Annotated in this window: 20 protein-coding genes; 6 read left to right on the top strand and 14 right to left on the bottom strand. The window is 31.2% G+C overall.

All coding sequences use genetic code 11. The features are described from left to right. Positions 1-11: 11 nt before the first annotated feature. Positions 12-1,883: an ABC-F family ATP-binding cassette domain-containing protein gene (locus ACO6VN_RS02235; RefSeq protein ID WP_103268629.1), complete on the bottom strand. Its 1,872-nt coding sequence runs from the start codon at positions 1,881-1,883 to the stop codon at positions 12-14. A gap of 85 nt (positions 1,884-1,968) precedes the next feature. Between ACO6VN_RS02235 and ACO6VN_RS02230 the strand changes: the two genes are divergently transcribed. After that, positions 1,969-2,784, top strand: a complete 816-nt coding sequence (locus tag ACO6VN_RS02230; protein WP_194201033.1) for a ZIP family metal transporter — start codon at positions 1,969-1,971, stop codon at positions 2,782-2,784. A 300-nt stretch (positions 2,785-3,084) separates the two neighbouring features. Here the strand turns inward: ACO6VN_RS02230 and ltaS are convergent, their stop codons facing one another. The 5 genes from ltaS to ACO6VN_RS02205 form a co-directional block, all read right to left on the bottom strand. Continuing rightward, a complete protein-coding gene (ltaS, locus tag ACO6VN_RS02225) occupies positions 3,085-5,025 on the bottom strand; it encodes a polyglycerol-phosphate lipoteichoic acid synthase LtaS (protein WP_194201034.1) in 1,941 nt (646 codons plus the stop codon). Between the two features lie 189 nt (positions 5,026-5,214). Beyond that, positions 5,215-6,231: a biotin-dependent carboxyltransferase family protein gene (locus tag ACO6VN_RS02220; protein ID WP_194201035.1), complete on the bottom strand. Its 1,017-nt coding sequence runs from the start codon at positions 6,229-6,231 to the stop codon at positions 5,215-5,217. Then, a complete protein-coding gene (locus tag ACO6VN_RS02215; protein ID WP_194201036.1) occupies positions 6,222-6,923 on the bottom strand; it encodes a carboxyltransferase domain-containing protein in 702 nt (233 codons plus the stop codon). The genes ACO6VN_RS02220 and ACO6VN_RS02215 overlap by 10 nt, the downstream gene beginning before the upstream one ends. Before the next feature lie 313 nt (positions 6,924-7,236). Continuing rightward, positions 7,237-8,994, bottom strand: coding sequence for a bifunctional chorismate-binding protein/class IV aminotransferase (locus tag ACO6VN_RS02210; RefSeq protein WP_422404190.1), 1,758 nt, complete (start codon positions 8,992-8,994; stop codon positions 7,237-7,239). Further along, the gene (locus ACO6VN_RS02205) at positions 8,963-9,568 is read right to left on the bottom strand and encodes an anthranilate synthase component II (RefSeq protein WP_422404189.1); all 606 of its coding nucleotides are present in this window, start codon (positions 9,566-9,568) and stop codon (positions 8,963-8,965) included. Before ACO6VN_RS02205 ends, ACO6VN_RS02210 begins: the two co-directional genes overlap by 32 nt. 203 nt (positions 9,569-9,771) lie before the next feature. On the opposite strand from ACO6VN_RS02205, the gene queC reads away from it, so the two are divergent. From queC to queE, 3 genes are read left to right on the top strand one after another with little or no spacing between them, the layout of a single operon-like run. Next, on the top strand, positions 9,772-10,440 hold the full coding sequence (queC, locus tag ACO6VN_RS02200; RefSeq protein WP_064210858.1) for a 7-cyano-7-deazaguanine synthase QueC: 669 nt from the start codon (positions 9,772-9,774) through the stop codon (positions 10,438-10,440). Beyond that, positions 10,440-10,871 carry a 6-carboxytetrahydropterin synthase QueD gene (gene queD, locus ACO6VN_RS02195; RefSeq protein ID WP_017000384.1) on the top strand — a complete coding sequence of 144 codons (432 nt, stop codon included), beginning with the start codon at positions 10,440-10,442 and terminating at the stop codon, positions 10,869-10,871. Before queC ends, queD begins: the two co-directional genes overlap by 1 nt. Further along, entirely contained in the window at positions 10,864-11,574 is a 711-nt protein-coding gene (queE, locus tag ACO6VN_RS02190; protein WP_422404188.1) for a 7-carboxy-7-deazaguanine synthase QueE, read from the top strand. Before queD ends, queE begins: the two co-directional genes overlap by 8 nt. A 162-nt stretch (positions 11,575-11,736) precedes the next feature. On the opposite strand, the gene ACO6VN_RS02185 is transcribed toward queE, so the two are convergent. Then, the gene (locus tag ACO6VN_RS02185; RefSeq protein WP_422404187.1) at positions 11,737-12,432 is read right to left on the bottom strand and encodes a DUF1129 family protein; all 696 of its coding nucleotides are present in this window, start codon (positions 12,430-12,432) and stop codon (positions 11,737-11,739) included. Continuing rightward, positions 12,404-12,760, bottom strand: a complete 357-nt coding sequence (locus ACO6VN_RS02180) for a PadR family transcriptional regulator (protein ID WP_194201039.1) — start codon at positions 12,758-12,760, stop codon at positions 12,404-12,406. The genes ACO6VN_RS02185 and ACO6VN_RS02180 overlap by 29 nt, the downstream gene beginning before the upstream one ends. 184 nt (positions 12,761-12,944) lie before the next feature. Here ACO6VN_RS02180 and ACO6VN_RS02175 point away from each other — a divergent pair, with 184 nt between their 5' ends. Next, a complete protein-coding gene (locus tag ACO6VN_RS02175) occupies positions 12,945-13,586 on the top strand; it encodes a hypothetical protein (RefSeq protein WP_194201040.1) in 642 nt (213 codons plus the stop codon). A 51-nt stretch (positions 13,587-13,637) separates the two neighbouring features. After that, positions 13,638-13,886 (top strand): GlsB/YeaQ/YmgE family stress response membrane protein, encoded by a 249-nt coding sequence (locus ACO6VN_RS02170; RefSeq protein WP_194201147.1) that lies wholly within the window; start codon positions 13,638-13,640, stop codon positions 13,884-13,886. Positions 13,887-13,982: 96 nt separating this feature from the next. Here ACO6VN_RS02170 and ACO6VN_RS02165 read toward each other — a convergent pair whose 3' ends face one another. The 6 genes from ACO6VN_RS02165 to ACO6VN_RS02140 form a co-directional block, all read right to left on the bottom strand. Further along, a complete protein-coding gene (locus tag ACO6VN_RS02165; protein WP_194201041.1) occupies positions 13,983-14,705 on the bottom strand; it encodes a YwiC-like family protein in 723 nt (240 codons plus the stop codon). 83 nt (positions 14,706-14,788) lie between these two features. Beyond that, entirely contained in the window at positions 14,789-15,613 is an 825-nt protein-coding gene (locus tag ACO6VN_RS02160; protein ID WP_216683400.1) for an aldo/keto reductase, read from the bottom strand. A gap of 13 nt (positions 15,614-15,626) precedes the next feature. After that, positions 15,627-16,349 (bottom strand): pseudouridine synthase, encoded by a 723-nt coding sequence (locus ACO6VN_RS02155; protein WP_194201043.1) that lies wholly within the window; start codon positions 16,347-16,349, stop codon positions 15,627-15,629. 121 nt (positions 16,350-16,470) lie between these two features. Continuing rightward, the gene (locus ACO6VN_RS02150; protein ID WP_017000968.1) at positions 16,471-16,785 is read right to left on the bottom strand and encodes a DUF3817 domain-containing protein; all 315 of its coding nucleotides are present in this window, start codon (positions 16,783-16,785) and stop codon (positions 16,471-16,473) included. Between the two features lie 3 nt (positions 16,786-16,788). Continuing rightward, on the bottom strand, positions 16,789-18,135 hold the full coding sequence (locus ACO6VN_RS02145; RefSeq protein ID WP_017000969.1) for a hemolysin family protein: 1,347 nt from the start codon (positions 18,133-18,135) through the stop codon (positions 16,789-16,791). Positions 18,136-18,372: 237 nt separating this feature from the next. After that, entirely contained in the window at positions 18,373-19,158 is a 786-nt protein-coding gene (locus ACO6VN_RS02140; RefSeq protein ID WP_017000971.1) for an alpha/beta fold hydrolase, read from the bottom strand. Positions 19,159-19,174: the final 16 nt, after the last annotated feature.

The following is a 19,174-nucleotide window of genomic DNA, read 5'->3' as shown; positions in this document are numbered from 1 at the left end:
CCTCTATATGCTTATAATCTGTCTGATAAGGATGACCAACGCATATAATCCTCTTCATATTGCGTTTCAATCGATGTCTTTTCTTGAGTCAATTCGTTTAATTTCTCATAGTTTGTAGCGTTATCTATCATTTCTTGTTCTATTTCTTCTAATCTTGTTTCGATATATTCTATATTATTTTCTAATTCTTCTAGTTCTCTTTTCTCTTTGAATGATAACCTTGCGTTCGCTTTTGGTTTCTCTTCTTGTTTAACTTCAGCTTTATGTTGTTGATTAGCTTTTTTATCTAACTCACGTTTATAAGCCAAATAATCTTCAAAAGTGCCTAACAATGGTTCTACTTGTTTATCATGTATATACCAATATTTATTAGCCACTTTATTTAAGAAATATCTATCGTGACTAACTGTAATTACAGTTCCACCAAATTCTGTAATATACGCTTCTAAAATTGTAAGTGTTTCTGTATCTAAATCATTAGTCGGTTCATCTAGTATAAGAACATTTGGTTCATGGACTAATAATTTTAATAAATATAAACGTTTTTGCTCTCCGCCTGAAAGTTTATTAATTTGAGTACCATGTGTTTGACTAGGGAATAAGAAACGTTCTAGTAACTGCGTAACAGATACTACAGTACCATCTTTTTCTTTTGCCACTTCACTTTCTGCTCTTAAGTAATCAATCATTCTTTCATCAGAACTCAAACTATCATCTTGTTGTTTGAAGTAAGCAATTTTAACAGTTTGGCCAGTAATTAAGTTGCCTTGATATGACTGATCCAAACCACTAATAATGTTAAGTAAAGTCGTTTTACCTACTCCATTTTCACCGACAATACCTATTCTGTCTCCTTTTTGGATGATTGTAGTGAAGTTTTCAAATAGTGTTTTATCACCTATAGATTTTGTAATGTCTTCTAGTTCAAATACTTGTTTCCCTAATCGAGAATGAGCTAAGTTAAGACTTGCTTCACCTTGAGTTTTCTTATTAGATAAATCTTCTTCTAGAGTATTAAATCTTTGTATTCTAGCTTGTTGTTTAGTAGACCTTGCTTTAGCGCCTTGTCTCATCCAATGTAATTCTTGTCTATATAGCGCTTTTTTCTTTGTATGTTGTTGAGCTTCTATTTCCTCTTTTTCTGCTCTTGCTTGAATATATGCTTCATAATTACCAGGATAACTTGTCAGTTTTCCATTAGACAACTCAACGATACGTGAAGCAACTTGATTTAAGAAGTGACGATCATGCGTAACGAACATAATGGTATGAGGGTATTGTTTAATATAATTTACAAGCCATTCTATACCTTCTATATCTAAATGATTTGTTGGTTCATCTAATAAAAGTAAATCAGGTTTACGTATTAATTCTTTAGCTAATGCTACACGTTTCTTCTGACCACCACTTAATTCAGATATTTTTTTGTGGTAGTCATTTATACCTAATTTTGATAAAATTGTTTTGACCTCTGCACTATAATCCCAGGCGTTCAATCTATCCATATGAGATTGATATTCCATCATTAAATCAAGGTCTTTAGATTCACCTGTTTGTTGATATTTATTCAATGCATTTTCATAATTTGCTATAACCTTCGTCATCTCTGTCTCATTATTTAGTACTTCATCTATTACAGATAAAGTTCCATTTAATTCAGGTTTTTGGCTAGCATATGCAATTTGATATTGATTAGGGTAAGATGTCTTTGCATCATAATCATCATCTATATTCGCGATGACCTTTAGCAAAGTACTCTTACCAGTTCCGTTAATGCCAACAAGTCCTATTCGTTCTTTATAAGAAATGGATAAATCCAAATCATTAAATATAACTTTATCACCATATTGTTTATTAAGGTGTTCAATTTTATATGCTTCCATGTTTTAACATCCTTTAGTTTTCTCAGTTTTCAATTAATATATTATACACTCTTTTTACAATAAAAGATACGAAGGAGCACAAACAATGCAAGAGTTTTTTATAACGCTTCCACCATATTTACAAGCATTATTAGCAGGTATTATCACTTGGCTACTTACAGCTTTTGGATCGTCATTTGTTTATTTATTTAAGAACATAGATACAAAAGTTATAAATACAATGCAAGGGTTTGCAGCAGGTGTGATGATAGCTGCTAGTTTTTGGTCTTTATTACAACCTTCTATAGATCAAAGTTCAGATTCAGCCATGCCTTGGTTACCAGCTGCAATTGGTTTCTTACTAGGTGGATTTTTCATTAGATTATTAGACTTTGTCATTCCACATGCGCACCAAAATGCACCTGATAAGAGCCAAAGAGTTGAAGGACCAGACACTAAACTTGGAAAGAATACATTATTATTCTTAGCCATCACTCTACACAATATTCCTGAAGGTATGGCAATAGGTGTAGCTTTTGGAGGCGTCGCTACAGGTAATGAAGGTGCTACTTTATTAGGTGCACTTGGTTTAGCGATTGGTATTGGTATACAAAACATACCTGAAGGCGCAGCATTATCTATGCCTATACGTGCCTCTGGGCTTTCAAGGTGGAAAGCATTTAACTATGGACAAGCTTCAGCGCTAGTTGAACCAGTATTTGCAATGTTAGGCGCATTATTAGTAGTTCTTGCCACGCCTATATTACCGTATGCATTAGCTTTTGCAGCAGGTGCGATGATATTTGTTGTCGTTGAAGAATTAATACCAGAATCACAATCAGGAAATAATACAGATTTAGCAACATTAGGATTAATGGGTGGATTTACGATTATGATGATATTAGATGTTGCATTAGGATAAACAGCAAATTGAACAATAAAAAAAGGCTGGGACATAAATACATGTCTCAGCCTCTTTTATTATAATGGCAGTAGCTGACTGGATTGAAAATGCGCTTATATCAAGCTTTTTCCAACCCTAGTCATCCTTGCCGGGGTGGGACTACGAAATCTATTTATTAAAATGAGATTTCTGTCCCACTCCCTTTTTATTTTTTGTATAAATTTGTAATAGAAAAAAGCATATCACTTTTTAACTAAATTATTAGTAAAGTGACATGCTTTTTTATTTTGAGTTAGAATTTATGTCCCAAGCTCTTTCTTATTCTTCTTGATAGCCATTGCCAGATTTATATTCATAGCTTGATGGTTTTATTTTCTTGAAGTCTGGATTGTCATAGAATCTGAATAAGTCACCATGTAATAACTGATCTGACAATTCAAGTTCTTTTTCTACTTTATTTTTATTTTTTTGTAAGTCTTGCGGTTTAGTCTTCATCGGTTTGTTAGTCTTATTATCATAAACTGCGCTACCTATTGATTTATACTCAGGTGTAATGAAGTCACCATTTCTAAATGCTACTGTTTCATCGTGACCTTTTGATAATAAGTCTGTACCAAACATGATGTAGTTACTAGCGTCAATGCCTAATACATCTAGTAATGTAGGCATAACGTCTACTTGGCCACCATAAGTTTCATCAACTCCACCTTCTAATCCAGGAACTTTCATAAAGAACGGTGTTCTATTTAAGTCCATAAATTTAGCAGGTGTAATTTCATCTTCACCTAATAGGTTTGCCATGGCTTTATTATGGTTCTCAGAGATACCATAATGGTCACCATAAATCATGATAACAGAGTCATCATAAAGACCTTCTTTTTTAAGTTGATTCACAAATTCTTCTAACGACTCATCTAAATAACGTGCTGTTTGAACGTAACCATCAAGCGTCGCACTACCTGTGTTTGGTTTTTCAATAGTTGCATCTTCTTTACTTAATGTAAACGGATAATGGTTTGTTAACGTAATTAAATGAGAGTAGAATGGTTCTTTCTGCTCTTTAAGATGTGCAATCGACTCGTCGAAGAACACTTTATCTTTGAGACCTAAGTTTTCTTGATTCTCTTGTTTCATATCGTAATACGTTGCATCATAAAACTTATCAACACCAAAATGTTTATACACTTGATCTCTGTTCCAGAATGTTTTGTAGTCACCGTGCATCACAGATGTTTCATAACCTTGTTTCTGGTTTAAAATCGCTGGTAGAGATTGATAAGTGTTATCTCCTTTTAATGAGAAAGCTGAACCTTGCGGAAGCCCGTAAATACTATTATCCATCGTTAACTCTGAATCGGCAGTCTTACCTTGTCCAGTTTGATGGAAAAAGTTTGGATAATATTTATATCCTTTATCACCTTTAGCAAGTGAGTTCAAGAATGGTGTAACTTCTTCCCCATTAACTTTAAAATCAATTAAGAATGATTGGAAACTTTCTAAATGAATTTTAATGACGTTTTTATCTTTGGCTATACCAAATGTTTCTTTACTAGGTTTTTGATATTTCTGCTTAGCATAATTTTTAACTTCAGTTAGATCATCTTCACTAGCTAACGCTTTTTGAGAGTTATTTTGAACTGTTTTAACACCATCATATACTGTAAAATTATATGGACCTAAATATTTAACTAAATATTTATGATCGAATGTTCTAGTAAGTAATTCTGGTCTATCAGCTTCAGCAAAAGCCAAATTTAAAAATGCTAATGCTACCGCAACGCCCATAACTACTGGAACGAACTTCTTAGGGAATGCTTTTGTATTAAGCCACTTACTCTTAAATACAAGAACAAATAAGAATATAATCGTATCAGTGAAGTAAATAAAGTCGTACCATGAGAATGAGCTATATACAGCACCAGACATAGATTCAACGTTACTTACTTGGTTCAATGTACTAAATGTTAAAAAGTCAGAGAAGAATCTAAAGTACACAACATTCGCATATAACAGGAATGTTAGTATAAATCCTCCTATAAAAATAAACCAATAAGATTTACGCCCTTTAAAGAATAAAAACACACTTAATATTAATGCAACTAAGCTATATGGGTTCATTAATAGTATTAAATTTTGTACTAGTCCCTTTACCCCAAGTGACAAGTCCACATAATAGGCAAAATAAGTCTTCAACGCAATCGCTAAAACGGTTAGCAAGAAGAACGTAAAGACGCCTATCTTCCTATTTTTTGATTTCATACCTTTCCTCCGTATCTCAACTCACATCAATTTCCTTTATAAATTCATTACAAATTATTGACCGTTGTAATATTCTTGTAATATTAATAGATGTTCAGTATTATAATTTATACTACTTTACAAAAAAATTCAACTAAAAACCTATATCTACCACAAAAAATGTGTAAAAGTACATATAACCGTCACATTTTATGTTTCGATTTGTTTTTGCATTTCTTCTTGTAATTTATATTTTATGCCTGTCTTTATTTGTTTTACAAATTGTGCGTGTTTTTTCATATTTTTTTCAGCTTCTTCAATACTTAATGTCTTAAAGATTATTTTTGAACCTTGTTTTTTCTGTGCAAGTTTATCTATGTGATATGAGGCAATAGTCCCTAGTTGAGGGTAGCTTGATAATGATTGATGATCATTCAACATAATAACGAGTTGATTTTCTTCATTTAATAAAACTGTACCTTTTTTAACGCTTAAGAATGATTGATCGTTAATTTCTCTATTAACGATTGATTCTCCCTCTAACGTTAACCCTGTTCTATTAAAACGATTGGATACCTTATACACTCTATTTTCTAGATTTTTTATTTCATCTTGTTTAAAATGTGACATACCTTCTCCTGAAATAATATGGAAGATGTCCGTGAAATAATTTAAAGCAAGTGTATATTGGTCTACACCCCAATCTGCCGTTTTAGTTTCTTCTAAATTGGCGAATAGTTTCTTTTGTAATGGTGAATAATTTCTAAAAAGCTCTATTTCATCGCCTTGTTGCAATAAGCGTCCTTTATGTCCACCCATTCCTAATCTAATACTAGTAGATTTTGAACCTAACCATTCATCAGCCACTATTCCTCCTGCTATTGCAAGATATACCCTAGTACCTTTATGAGCATCCTCAAAACTGAGTACTTCTCCTTTATTCATTAAATGAATTTTATACGGTAATATTTTCTTGTCATCACGATATGCAGGAAAATGTGCACCGGTAATTGCAATTAATGTTGGTTCTGTGAATTGTATACTCGGCATTTTAAAAGTCATTTCTAACAATGCTTCATCTTCATCATTACCTACTAACATATTTGCTAATCTATGATTAAGTTGATCAATGGAACCATTTTTCACGATACCAATATGTTGGAATTTTTGTCTACCTAAATCTTGAATTGAAGTGTATAGACCAGGTTCTCTCATAATTAGTGACATGGTTTATACCCTCCACTCTCAATTGTTTCTCTATCTACAACATTTAAAACAACATCGTCACCAAAGTTTAATTTACATTTACTTTCTTCTCTATCAAACATTTCAACTTCTGTCCAACCTATAACTGGCCAACTACCATTAGTATCTGTAGTCGTAATAAAAAGCTTATCTCTTTCAATACATAAAGATCCTTTAGGAATAAATTGTTTATAATCCGAATTTTTAGAATGCAATCTGTGGCTTAACCCCGATAAGTATGGACAGCCTGGTGTGTGGCCAATCATAGAAACAAAGTATGTTCTTGATTCTAAAACTTGTATTTGTTCTTCATCTGACAAATCAGTTAGACCGTCAAAATCAGGCCCATATATCCCGCCTACAACCACATCGATTTCAACAGCAGTCTTACGAACTTCTCTATCCTTTAAGTCTTCTTTCTTTTTCTTAATTATACCTTCTATTAATTCATGCATATAATTGAAAGGTTGAGAAATATCATGATTCATCATCATATTATATGGGTGATAAACAACCATTAAACTATTTTCACTTGGTATAACCTCATCGATAAATGGCATATTTTTGTTTAGTATGTCCATTCTAAATTCATTTATTTCGTGCGTTAATTGTCTAGAAGGTTCTCTATCACTCATAACAGTTAGAGCAGAATCACCTTTAGGATATATGCGCATATAAAGACACCTCATTCTGTTTCGCTATATCATGTACCATTACTTGCGATAAAACACATCTGTTAAGTCTATAAAAACAGACGTAATTTGATTAACAAATAAACCTACAAATAATATTGATATCGCAAATCCTATATATAGAAAAGCAAAACTCTTCTTATTATTGTTTCTTCTCAAATGTGTTAACACAATATTCTTCATGTAAAAAACAACTAAAACGATAATTATTAAATATAATAATGCTAAGAACATTTATTTTCACCCGTCCTTATAAGATGGTATCTATTTTACTATTTGTCATCATAGATTGCCATCAAAATTTTAAATCTATCTCTATCCATTCTCTCAAACTATTAATCATAAACAGTTTAATTTTACGATTTTTAATACCATCTAATAACATATCCTTATTTATAATTCGTTCTTTTATTATCTCATCTCTTAGTAAAGATTGTCTCATACATCCATTTAAAATTTGATTACTAAATGGTGGTGTGAAATAATCACCATCTTCAAAAATAACGACATTTCCAATATCAAACTCGGTTATTTGATTCTCTTCATTATAATATAATACAACATTCGTTTCATGTGAGTGTTCAAAATGTTTTCGCGCAGAAGTCTTATTGATTGTATATAACGTCGGAACTTCTTTAGCAAGCATTAATTGCGCTGTAAATGGTTTATTAGTATTACTCAATTCATTTATTTCCACTTGAAAATCTCCTAAGCGGTCCAATTCAATCCTTAACTTATATGTACCATTTGAGTGATTTTCTAAAGCGGTATCCAGTACATCATCCCATTGATTACAGTTAAAAGGGATATTCAATTCAGCAGCGCTTTTTTCAATTCTTCGAGTATGTTCTTTACGCCTGCTTACTTTTCCATTTTCAATACGTATAGTTTCTATTAAATGAACATTTGGATTATCTAGTATTTTTGTTTTCATTTTAAATTCTTTTATTTCTGCGTGAGGATTTGAATCAATTGTTATACCCGCCCCAACACCGTAGATGGATTTATCTTTCTTGTTTTGTATTGTACGAATTGGAACATTAAAAATATTTCTACCATCAGGTAACATTAAACCGATTGTTCCACAATAAACACCTCTCGGTAATGTTTCAAGTTCATGAATAATTTTCATAGTTGATTCTTTAGGAGCGCCAGTTATAGATCCACACGGGAATAAAGCTTGTAATATATGATATAAACTTTGATTAGAGGAAATTTCGCTATAAATCGTACTCGTCATTTGATATACGGTCTTATATTTCTCAATCATAAATAAATCGGTTGTTTTTACTGTACCTGTTTTAGAAATTTTACTTAAATCATTTCTTAATAAATCCACAATCATAACATTCTCAGCTTTATCTTTATTAGATTGATTAAGAACATCGAAATTAATTTTATCTTCTTCGTTATTTTGTCCTCTAGCAATTGTACCTTTCATTGGTTTCGTAACAATGCAATTATTTTTATTACGATATGGACCAGTTTGGAAGAATAGTTCGGGTGATACCGAAATAATGCTTTCATTATTGTTCTCGATATATGCTTGATAATCACCATTTGATTCATAAGTTAATAATTTAAAATAATGATAAGGTTTTTTTATACGGTTTCCTATTAAACGCGTCGTATAGTTTACTTGATAAGTGTTTCCTTTAATAATTTCATTATGTATGAAATGTACATTAGATTGTATCGTTTCTTCACTATCAACTGGGTGCCAATTTATATTTTTTAAAGATGTTTCATAAGCAGACTCATTTTCAAATTGATTAATAGGACTTTTATAAACTTGTAACGATCCGTAGTTTTCTTGATCATTATATACCTGCAATGCTTTATCGAAAGCTGGCGCACTTTCATAAGGTAAACTTAAGACTACATAATAACCACTACTCTGATAATACTCTGCTTTATTTATTAATTTTTCGACCTCTTCGATAGTATTAGCAACCATATAATAAATAGGTTTTTCAAACTTTAAATTTAATTTTTCTATATTATCTTTATCATTGATATATTTAAATTGTATATGTGCTTTCAACTTCAACACCTACCTTCGTAAGAAAATTTGCAATTTGCTCTTTGCCAAATTCGCTCAAAATAGATTCAGGATGATATTGAACCGCTTCAATTGGTAAGCTTTTGTGTCTTATTGCCATCGGAATATTCCCCTCAACCGTCCATGCTGAAATAATAAATTCATCTGGAATACAAGTATCATCTGCTATTAATGAATGATACCTCGTTACATTAAATGAAGACGGTAAGTTTTGGTATATTCCTTTACCATCATGTTTAATAGCAGCAACATGACCATGAATAGGCTTTTGACCGTTTACTATTTTTCCATTAAACGTAGCTATTAATAACTGAAACCCTAAGCAAACACCTAAAATAGGTATGTGTTTATGTATTTGATACAAATTTTTCATCAGCTTTGGATAATCGTTAGGGTGTCCCGGACCTGGTGAAACAATAACAGCTTTAGGGTTCAAACTATTAAGCATATCTATATTGATATCTTCATTTTTATAAATTCTAATTTCTTCATTAATAGTAATAATTTTTAAATATTCGATAATGTTGTATGTAAAAGAATCATGGTTGTCTATCATAATAATCATAAAAATACCTTCACTTTGTTTATTCTTTTCAGACCTATCATACCATATCATAAACTTGCTTTTACAATTTGATTGTATTATCATTTGTATATTCAATAAACTAAGAGGTTCCTAGCTCATACCCTCTATAAAAAACTAGACACTTCGTCTACCTTTTTTATAGAAGGCAGGCTTTTTTTATGCCTTTTTAAAGGAGAAAGATTATGTCAGAAACATTAAAAAATGATAAAGCACTTGTCGTTTTTAGCGGTGGTCAAGACAGTACGACATGTATGTTTTATGCGAAAGAAAATTTTAAAGAAGTAGAACTCGTTACTTTTCAATACGGACAAAGACATGATTTAGAAATAGAAGTAGCAGAAAATATTGCTAAAGAACAAGGTTTGAAACATCATATTCTGGACATGTCACTACTTTCACAATTATCTCCAAACGCTTTAACAGATCACAATATGGAAATCGAAAATAATGAAGATGGTATACCAAACACTTTCGTACCAGCTAGAAATTTATTATTCTTATCATTTGCTGGTGCACTTGCTTACCAAATCGGTGCTAAACATATCATCACTGGCGTTTGTGAAACAGACTTTAGCGGTTATCCAGATTGTAGAGATAGTTTTATTAAATCTATGAACTTATCTCTTAATTTATCAATGGATAAAGACTTTGTTATACATACACCTCTTATGTGGCTTAACAAGCAAGAAACATGGGCATTGAGTGATGAATTAGGCGCACTTGATTATGTTCGTGAACGTACTTTAACTTGTTATAACGGTGTTATTGCTGACGGATGTGGCGAATGTCCAGCATGCATATTAAGAAATCAAGGTTTATCACAGTATCTTGAATTGAAAGGAAGTCTATAATGTTACAACAAATATACCCTAGCGTTCAGCATCCATATGCTTTTGAACTGAATAAAGATTTTAATTTTTCTAGTGCTCATTACATCCCTTATGAAGAAGCTGGAAAATGCCATAATGTTCATGGGCATACATATTTCATTAATTTAACAATCGCTGGCGATGAATTGGACAAAATGGGATTTTTAGTGAATTTCAGTGAATTAAAATCACTTATACACAAGAGATATGACCATCGTTTATTAAATGATTTCGAAGAGTTTAAAGACAACAGCCCTTCAACAGAGCAAGTTGCTCAAACAATATATAATATTGTACAAGAATCATTAGATAATCGTGATAATAAACCTAAATGTGTACAAGTATTTGTTAGAGAGACACCAACAAGTTATGTCGTTTATCGTCCTGTGAAACAGGGTGAAAATAATGCCTAAAATTCCTGTACTTGAAATATTTGGTCCGACTATACAAGGAGAAGGCTCGGTTATTGGAAGAAAAACCATGTTTGTTAGAACAAGTGGTTGTGATTATAGATGTAGTTGGTGTGATTCAAGCTTTACTTGGGATGGTTCTGCTAAAGACGATATTCGACTACTAGAACCTGAACAAATCCTTTCAGAACTAGATCTACTTGCTCCTAATCAATATCAACATGTCACTATTTCTGGTGGTAATCCAGCTTTAATTAAAAATATCGGCCCTCTTGTTGAAGCATTTAAAGAAAGAAAGATTCAAACTGCGCTAGAAACACAAGGTTCTAAATTTCAAGAATGGATGGTGGATATAGACGACTTAACAATTAGCCCTAAACCACCAAGCTCTGGTATGAAACCAAGTCTACCTATTTTAGATGACGTGATTTCAAAATGTACTAAAGAGAGTTTATCTTTAAAAGTTGTCATATTCGATGATGAAGATTATAAATTTGCTAAAGATATTCACGCTCGATACCCGGACATTCCGTTTTATTTACAAGTTGGAAACCCTTATTTAGATGATAGTGTTTCAAATCACACAGAGAAATTACTAAGTAAATACGAAGAACTTATAGATAAAGTCATGAACGATACACTAAACGATATATATGTATTGCCACAATTGCACACATTACTATGGAGCAATAAAAAAGGCGTATAGCCAGAAGTCTCCATTCACTGCCAATACAAAATAAAGAGGCTGGGACATAAATACATGTCTCAGCCTCTTTTATTATAATGTCAGTAGCTGACTGGATTGAAAATGCGCTTATATCAAGCTTTTTCCAACCCTAGTCATTCTTGCCGGGGTGGACTACGAAATCTATTTATTAAAATGAGATTTCTGTCCCACTCCCTCTTTTTTATTAGATCCAATCAGTTTATAAATCCCATAAATTGCGATACCCACTATAATATATAACCACCAAGGTATGTATACTTTAGTCATATCTCCAAATGCTATATTTGGTCCTATAATTATAATAGCTGGTATTATCCCTACTATAATTCCACCATATAAGCTTTCTTTTAACATTTTATACTTAGATTTATCAAAAATATATTTTTGAATAATACGAAATAAAGCTTTTACGATAAAGAATCCCGCAATAGGTACTATTATTAACATTGATATTAGCGATAATAGTGATGTTTTATAATCTGCAAAAATACCCGCTATTCCTGAGGTTATGAAGTATATACTATAGAAATAAACCATTCCCATCACAACCATATTCATAATCGCTTTGTTAGATTCATTAGGTAATTCCTCTAAAATTTCATCTGCATGACCTTTCACGTCATGACCAAAGAATTCAATAGCTGATCTATCGTTAGATGTCGCTTCTAGTAAGTGATCTAATACATCATTTAATATTACTTCTGTCTCGTGTTCACTTACTCTTAAATCTGTTCGCACATATAATAAAAAATCTTCATAAACTTCTAAATCTTCTTCATTTAATTGTTCACGCTTTTTATTGTTCAAATCAATCAGTTGTTTCGTTGTTTGCGTCATAATCTACACTCCTCGTTAATAGTTCATCGATTGGTCCTTTAATTTTATTCCATTCTCCTGTAACTATTTCTAGCTCTTCTTCACCTTTTTCTGTAATGAAATAATATTTTCTCTTTGGTCCTTGTTCGCTCGGTCTAACTTCACTATAAATAAATTCCTTGTTTAACAACCTTAAAAGAATGGGATAAATCGTACCTTCAGAAACTTCTGTGAATTGAAAATCATTCAATTTCTTAGATAATTCATAGCCATATACGGGCTGTGATTGGATGATCGATAATATACATGCATCTAATAGACCTTTTCTCATTTGTGTTTGAATTGACATGTTTATAACCTCTAATCTTTTATAGCTATTTTGTATTACAAAGTAGCGTAAATTTATCTTATTATAATTTTCATATTTTTGTCAAATCGTAATTGAATTTTAATTGTCATACTATATTTCGTGATTAAATGAATAGAAATTGATATAATTCGAAGATGAGACTATTTTAAGGCAGGAGACAGACATGGCAATCCTCGTTATGATTAATATCATTCTCTGTATCGTCTTAATGTCATATAACTTTGTAGTAATGAATAAGAAACAGCACATCGACCATTATGCTATTTCTATAACAATTGCTTTGAATGGATTAGTATCTTTTATAATCATTAAAGAAATCAATTTCATCACGATTACTGTAACAGCTATGTTACTTATATGGGCATTTTTACATACATGGATTCAGATTAGATACGTACCAAATTATATTCAAAATCAATTTTTCGTTCTTTATATAATAATTATTATTTTTAGTATGTCTTTAAATATTGTATTTTTAGACAGTGACGAATCAATTTATCAATCACTACCTTACTTTGGCGTAAGTTTATTTATCTTCGGTCAAATAATTGCTTATCTTTCGTTATTCACCGAACCAACTGAATTAAATGGAAGACGTCTCGCGAAGACTTACCAAAAAGGTATATATAAATACTTTATTCATCCAAGATTAGTAGGTGAAATCGTTACAATCGTTTCATATATATGTATGATAGTTCTAACGCCTCATTGGTTTTTACTCGTTCCTGTATTTCTTATTTATATTTTCTTTATTTTATGGCAAAAACTATTCAAAACAACGAACTATGTTTCAGCTGAAAATTAATGGGTAAATATAGAAAGTAAGCAAGAAACATATAAGGAGGCACATACTATGTTGAGTTTTATAGTTATGTTAATCGTAGGCGGTTTAATCGGTTGGCTAGCCGGAGTAATTTTAGGTAAAGATATCCCAGGTGGTATCATTGGTAACATCATAGCTGGTCTAATTGGTTCAGCTATCGGTGGTAAAATTTTAGGAGAAATAGGCCCAGTATGGGGCGGCGTAGCAATTATTCCAGCTCTTATTGGCTCTATCATATTAATCTTAGTATTATCATTTATCTTAAAAGCGGTTAGAAAATAATTGAAATTCTGAAATAAAGAAAAAAATAAAAAACCACTGTGCTATTAGATTTGTCTAATGGCACAGTGATTTTTTATTTTATGCTCATAATATATCTTAATGTAAATATATAGATCCCATGATTAGCACAAACACTGAATTAGCTATTTCAATCATCCCCACGTGCATAATTTTAATTTTGCGTCCATAAAGAACAATAGCTCTTACTAAACTTGGTATATACATAACCATGACAATTGGATGTATTAATAATCCAATTAATACAATAAACACATGATAAAGCCATGAGCTCCATTTATACTTTTGAGATTTTTTCTCTCTAATCATCGTTTTAACATATAAAATGGTACCAAAGAAATATAGAAAACTAATAATAAAGACAGTAAACCATTTGTTTACATCTAATAATGATTGATTTAACAACGTACTAATTATACCAAATAGACAAAATATTATTACAGCTATTAAATCATTTGTAAATGCTCTTTCATTTTTCTTTTTAGCGAAATAAGCATTAACTAGTGACAATGGTATCATAAGTAAAAATATGTAAAATGTTTCAGGTCGTAAAATCACGATAGGAATAAACGAAATAAGTACAACAATAAAGAAAATGCCTGCTGTATACAAATACCCATTCTGCTTTTTTCTCTTCTTTAAATAGAAAAATACTTGATCACTCATAAAATAAACTGCTAAAACACCTAAGTATAGTAATAAGTGTAAAAATGAGAACCCTCCAACAGCAATACCAAAAGCAATTGGAAGTACAATCATTGACCACACACCGTGTTGATTAGGTTTTTTAAATTTAAACATAAAAACACCTCCACATATTCATTCTACTAAAAGATATATATAAAATACATCTTATTTCAAACAAATTTGTGAAGGTTAATTTATTACATATCGCCTATTTTAACTTCGTCTGGATCTCTAAATTGTCTTTCATTAATATTCAAATCGTCTATTTTTTGAATGTCTTGAGCGTTCAATTCAAAATCAAAGACATCAAAATTCTCTTTTATTCTATTATTATTTTGGGATTTTGGTATAACAATTCTACCTTGTTGTAAATGCCATTTAATAATAACTTGAGCAACGGTTTTATCGTACTGTTGGGCAATACTTTTCAGTGTTTCATTGTTTAACCATTCTCCGCCCCTCATAAGTGGACTCCAAGCCATAACTTTTATACCTTTACTTTCGCAATAAGCTTGCAATGCATCTTGATTGAATAAAGGGTGAAACTCAATTTGATTAACAGCTGGTACTATTTCTGCTTCTGCTAACAAAGCATCTAAATGATGTTCTTTAAAATTACATACACCAATAGCTTTAATTTTGCCATCTTTATATAGTTGTTCTAATGCTTTATAAGTTTCTATAAATAATTCATCTTCTGGACATGGCCAATGAATTAAATACATATCTAAATATGTTAAATCTAAACTTTCTATTGATTGTTCAAATGCTTTTATTGTTCTATCATATCCTTGAAAATCATTCCACAGCTTTGTTGTAATAAATAATTCTTCACGTGGTACATTTATATTTTTCAATGCTTTTCCTAATGCTTTTTCATTCTTATAGAACCAAGCTGTATCTATTGCACGGTATCCTGTATCTACTGCCGTTTGAACTACCCTTTCAACATCTTGATCTTCTATTTTGTAAATGCCTAATCCTAATTCTGGAATCTCTACATTGTTATTTAACTTGACCATTTTAAAATCCCCTTTATTTAGATTTCATACGCTCTCTTTTCGGCTCATATGAAAGTATTTGAGTAAGTGTATTAAATTCCTCAGCTGTTAAATCTCGCCACTCTCCATATTTGATACCATCTAACTTAATGTTCATTATACGTATACGTTTTAGTTTCTTAACATTATAGCCTAATGTTTCACACATTCTTCTAATTTGACGATTTAAACCTTGCGTTAAAATAATTTTAAAAGTTCTATCATTGAGTTGTTCTAATTTCGCCGGCAATGTCTTTTGATTTAATATAACAACACCATTAGACATGTTTTTAATAAATTCTTTCGTGATAGGTTTATCAACTGTCACGACATATTCTTTTTCATGATGGTTTTCACTACGCAATATTTCATTTACAATATCGCCATCGCTAGTAAGCAACAATAAGCCTTCTGAATCTTTATCTAATCTACCGATATGAAATATTCTTTCTGGGTGGTTCACATAATCTACTACATTGCCTTTAATATGCTTTTCTGTAGTTGAAGTAATGCCTCTCGGTTTATTCAAAGCAATATATACATAACCTTTATCAATCGTTATAACTTTATTATCAACTTTTACGACATCAGAATCTTCCACTTGTGAGCCTAAAGTTGCTAACTCATCATTTATCTTTACACGTTTATCATCTATCCATTTATCTGCTCCACGACGTGAACAGACACCCGCTTCACTTAAAAATTTATTAATTCTCATACCTATGGTTCCTCTCTTAATCCATCTTATATTATTATTCTACACGAAGAAAAAGATTAAAGAAAATAGAATACAAAAAAGAGTCTGGAACAGTTAATTATGTCCCAGACTCTTTTAAAAATTATTTTATTATATTATCGTAAGTCTTACTGTTAATAAAGAAGCGATCAAATATAAAAGTACCAAAAGGAATAAATGCTGAAATTAAAGCTACTATTGGCCATTTTATATGAATGCGCACTATGGTCGTCATTATTAAAATCATAATGAGATATAAAGAAAATAAAACGCCATGTAACATACCTATAACAGAGACTACAGTTGGAATATCTAACATATATTTAATTGGCATCGCTATTAATATTAATAATAACAACGAACCGCCTTCTAAATAGCCTGTAAATCTAAAAAGTGATGTTAAAGTTGTTTTATTCACGTCTTAATCCTCGTCTTCTTCATCTTCGTCAAAGAGATTTTTTCTTTCTTTTATAAATTCTTTATGGAGTGCTACAGTTCTAATTTGATGATTTTCTACATCTATGACAACCCATTTGTCATATTCTGTATCGACATAGTCATCTTTCTCTATTTCAGGATTGTGAGCTTGTAGCCAACCACCAATTGTATCTATATCATCTGAATCTTCAAAATCAATTCCAAATTTGTCTTCTAATTCAGAAAGTGTGACACGCCCATTTATTTGATAAGTATCTTCACCAGTTTTGATAATATCATTTATTTCATCGTCATCGAATTCATCTCTAATTTCTCCGACAATCTCTTCTAATATATCTTCCATTGTAATAATACCAGCAGTACCACCATATTCATCTATAACTAATGCCATATGAACATGATCTTTTTGCATTTTCACTAATGCATCACTGATTCTTGTAACTTCGTGAATCAGTGGTAAATTATGAATGTAGGCATTAATTTTAATTTTGTTGCCTGAAGCATACTCTGTTAAAAATTCTTTTACATTGATAAAGCCTTTTATGTGGTCTTTATCGCCGTCTTCAGAAATTGGATAACGTGTATAATGATGTTCATTAATAATTTCGAGCAGTTCTTCAATATTAAATGGTTCAGTTAATGTAACCATTTGTGTTCTAGGTACCATGATATCTTTTGCTAATCTTTCGTCGAATGAGAAAATATTTTGCATATAAGCTAATTCTGTATGGTTAATTTCACCACTTTGATAGCTTTGAGTCATGATAAGCTTTAATTCTTCTTCAGACATTGCTTGTTCTTCATTTGTAGGTTGAATACCAATAGTACGTACAAGTATTCTAGCTGTTCCGTTCATAGACCAAATTAATGGTTTCATAACGATACCGAAATAATAAAGCGGTCTAGCAAAAAATAATGATAGTTTTTCCGCTTGTTGAATAGCAACAGTCTTAGGTGCAAGTTCACCAACTACTACGTGAATAAATGTAACAATTAGAAAACTGATAACGATAGAAAATGTAGTAGTAAGTGCATCTGGTAAATTAAAGAAGTCTAATGCAGGATGTATAAGAACTTCAAATGTTGGTTCACCAATCCAACCTAATCCTAGTGAAGTCACAGTAATACCAAGCTGACAAGCAGATAAATAGTAATCCAATTCTTTTACCATTTTATATACAATTTTAGCAGACTTACTTCCTTCAGATATAAGTTGTTCTATTCTCGTCATACGTATTTTAACAAGCGCGAATTCAGAACCTACGAATACCATTGTAAATGCAATTAATATAAAGAATACAATAAAGTTTATTATGGTCGAAATTTCCAATTAGTTCCCTATTTCTAGGGATTCACCTCCAAATATTTTGCGGTGACGCTTGGGCCACCTTTTTAGTTCTATTTTTAAAGAAAACATGCTTGAATTTAAGTGTAAAACTAAATCCTCCCCATTTTGCGTCACCTCTCCCGACTATAGCATATTGAGTTAAGTCTAACACATTTTACTACTAATTAAAATGAATAAGAAGAAATGTATGCATATATTATTTTACGCATACATTTTCCATTAAAAAGATAGTTCGTTGTGTTTCATTATAAACTGTGAACTAATTTTATTAAATTCTTCTGGCTTATCTATATTGCATACATGCCCTGCTTGTTCGATAACTTCTAAATAAAAGTTCTCATAGTCTTTTACTAACCGTTCTACAGGTGGCATAAACAAATAATCTTCATCTCCCATAATAAATAAAGTCGGGATATTCTTTGTAGCCACTTGCAAATGCGCTAAGTATGGATTCACTAATTTGGTTAGCTTAACCCATTTTATAAATTGTTTTTGTGAAACTTTTTTAGCTTCGTTTATAAACCTCAATCGAGATTCTTCATGTTCTTTTCTAGGCATAATGATATAAGCAAATAATTTATAAAGTAACATATAAGGCACAAAGTTCATAATAGTCCTACCAATAGCTAATAAGAATTTAGTTCTTAAATTAACATTAATAATTGCGCCACCTAAAACTAACGTTGTAATTCTTTCAGGATACGAATCTGCCATTGTTTGCCCAACAATTGTGCCTAAACTCATCCCAATAATATGCGTCTTTTTAATTTTTAAGTGATCGAGTACGTCTATGACTTCTTTAGCTAAATGTTCGAATGAATCATTTTTCTTCCATTCTTTATTTGCAGATTTGCCGTGACCTCTTAAATCAACAAGTAAAACATTAAAGTGCTTTCTATAATATCTCATTTGTTTAAACCAAATAGAAGAGCTACCTCCAGCTCCGTGTAACAAGGTAACCCATTCTGCTTCTTCAGATTTTATAATCGTTTTATAATATAACATGTTTTACATCTTTCCT

The sequence above is a fragment of the Mammaliicoccus sp. JADD-157 genome, assembly GCF_049310805.1.
GTDB lineage: Bacteria > Bacillota > Bacilli > Staphylococcales > Staphylococcaceae > Mammaliicoccus > Mammaliicoccus lentus.
Note: the sequence above shows the minus strand (reverse complement) of the source record. Positions and strands in the feature narration are given on the sequence as shown.

Excerpts from the sequence above, each read along its gene's own strand:
- ACO6VN_RS02235 (WP_103268629.1), bottom strand. The coding sequence starts at position 1,883 with ATGGAAGCATATAAAATTGAACACCTTAATAAACAATATGGTGATAAA.
- ACO6VN_RS02230 (WP_194201033.1), top strand. The coding sequence starts at position 1,969 with ATGCAAGAGTTTTTTATAACGCTTCCACCATATTTACAAGCATTATTA.
- ltaS (WP_194201034.1), bottom strand. The coding sequence starts at position 5,025 with ATGAAATCAAAAAATAGGAAGATAGGCGTCTTTACGTTCTTCTTGCTA.
- ACO6VN_RS02220 (WP_194201035.1), bottom strand. The coding sequence starts at position 6,231 with ATGTCACTAATTATGAGAGAACCTGGTCTATACACTTCAATTCAAGAT.
- ACO6VN_RS02215 (WP_194201036.1), bottom strand. The coding sequence starts at position 6,923 with ATGCGCATATATCCTAAAGGTGATTCTGCTCTAACTGTTATGAGTGAT.
- ACO6VN_RS02205 (WP_422404189.1), bottom strand. The coding sequence starts at position 9,568 with ATGATTATTATGATAGACAACCATGATTCTTTTACATACAACATTATC.
- queC (WP_064210858.1), top strand. The coding sequence starts at position 9,772 with ATGTCAGAAACATTAAAAAATGATAAAGCACTTGTCGTTTTTAGCGGT.
- queD (WP_017000384.1), top strand. The coding sequence starts at position 10,440 with ATGTTACAACAAATATACCCTAGCGTTCAGCATCCATATGCTTTTGAA.
- queE (WP_422404188.1), top strand. The coding sequence starts at position 10,864 with ATGCCTAAAATTCCTGTACTTGAAATATTTGGTCCGACTATACAAGGA.
- ACO6VN_RS02185 (WP_422404187.1), bottom strand. The coding sequence starts at position 12,432 with ATGACGCAAACAACGAAACAACTGATTGATTTGAACAATAAAAAGCGT.
- ACO6VN_RS02180 (WP_194201039.1), bottom strand. The coding sequence starts at position 12,760 with ATGTCAATTCAAACACAAATGAGAAAAGGTCTATTAGATGCATGTATA.
- ACO6VN_RS02175 (WP_194201040.1), top strand. The coding sequence starts at position 12,945 with ATGGCAATCCTCGTTATGATTAATATCATTCTCTGTATCGTCTTAATG.
- ACO6VN_RS02165 (WP_194201041.1), bottom strand. The coding sequence starts at position 14,705 with ATGTTTAAATTTAAAAAACCTAATCAACACGGTGTGTGGTCAATGATT.
- ACO6VN_RS02160 (WP_216683400.1), bottom strand. The coding sequence starts at position 15,613 with ATGGTCAAGTTAAATAACAATGTAGAGATTCCAGAATTAGGATTAGGC.
- ACO6VN_RS02155 (WP_194201043.1), bottom strand. The coding sequence starts at position 16,349 with ATGAGAATTAATAAATTTTTAAGTGAAGCGGGTGTCTGTTCACGTCGT.
- ACO6VN_RS02140 (WP_017000971.1), bottom strand. The coding sequence starts at position 19,158 with ATGTTATATTATAAAACGATTATAAAATCTGAAGAAGCAGAATGGGTT.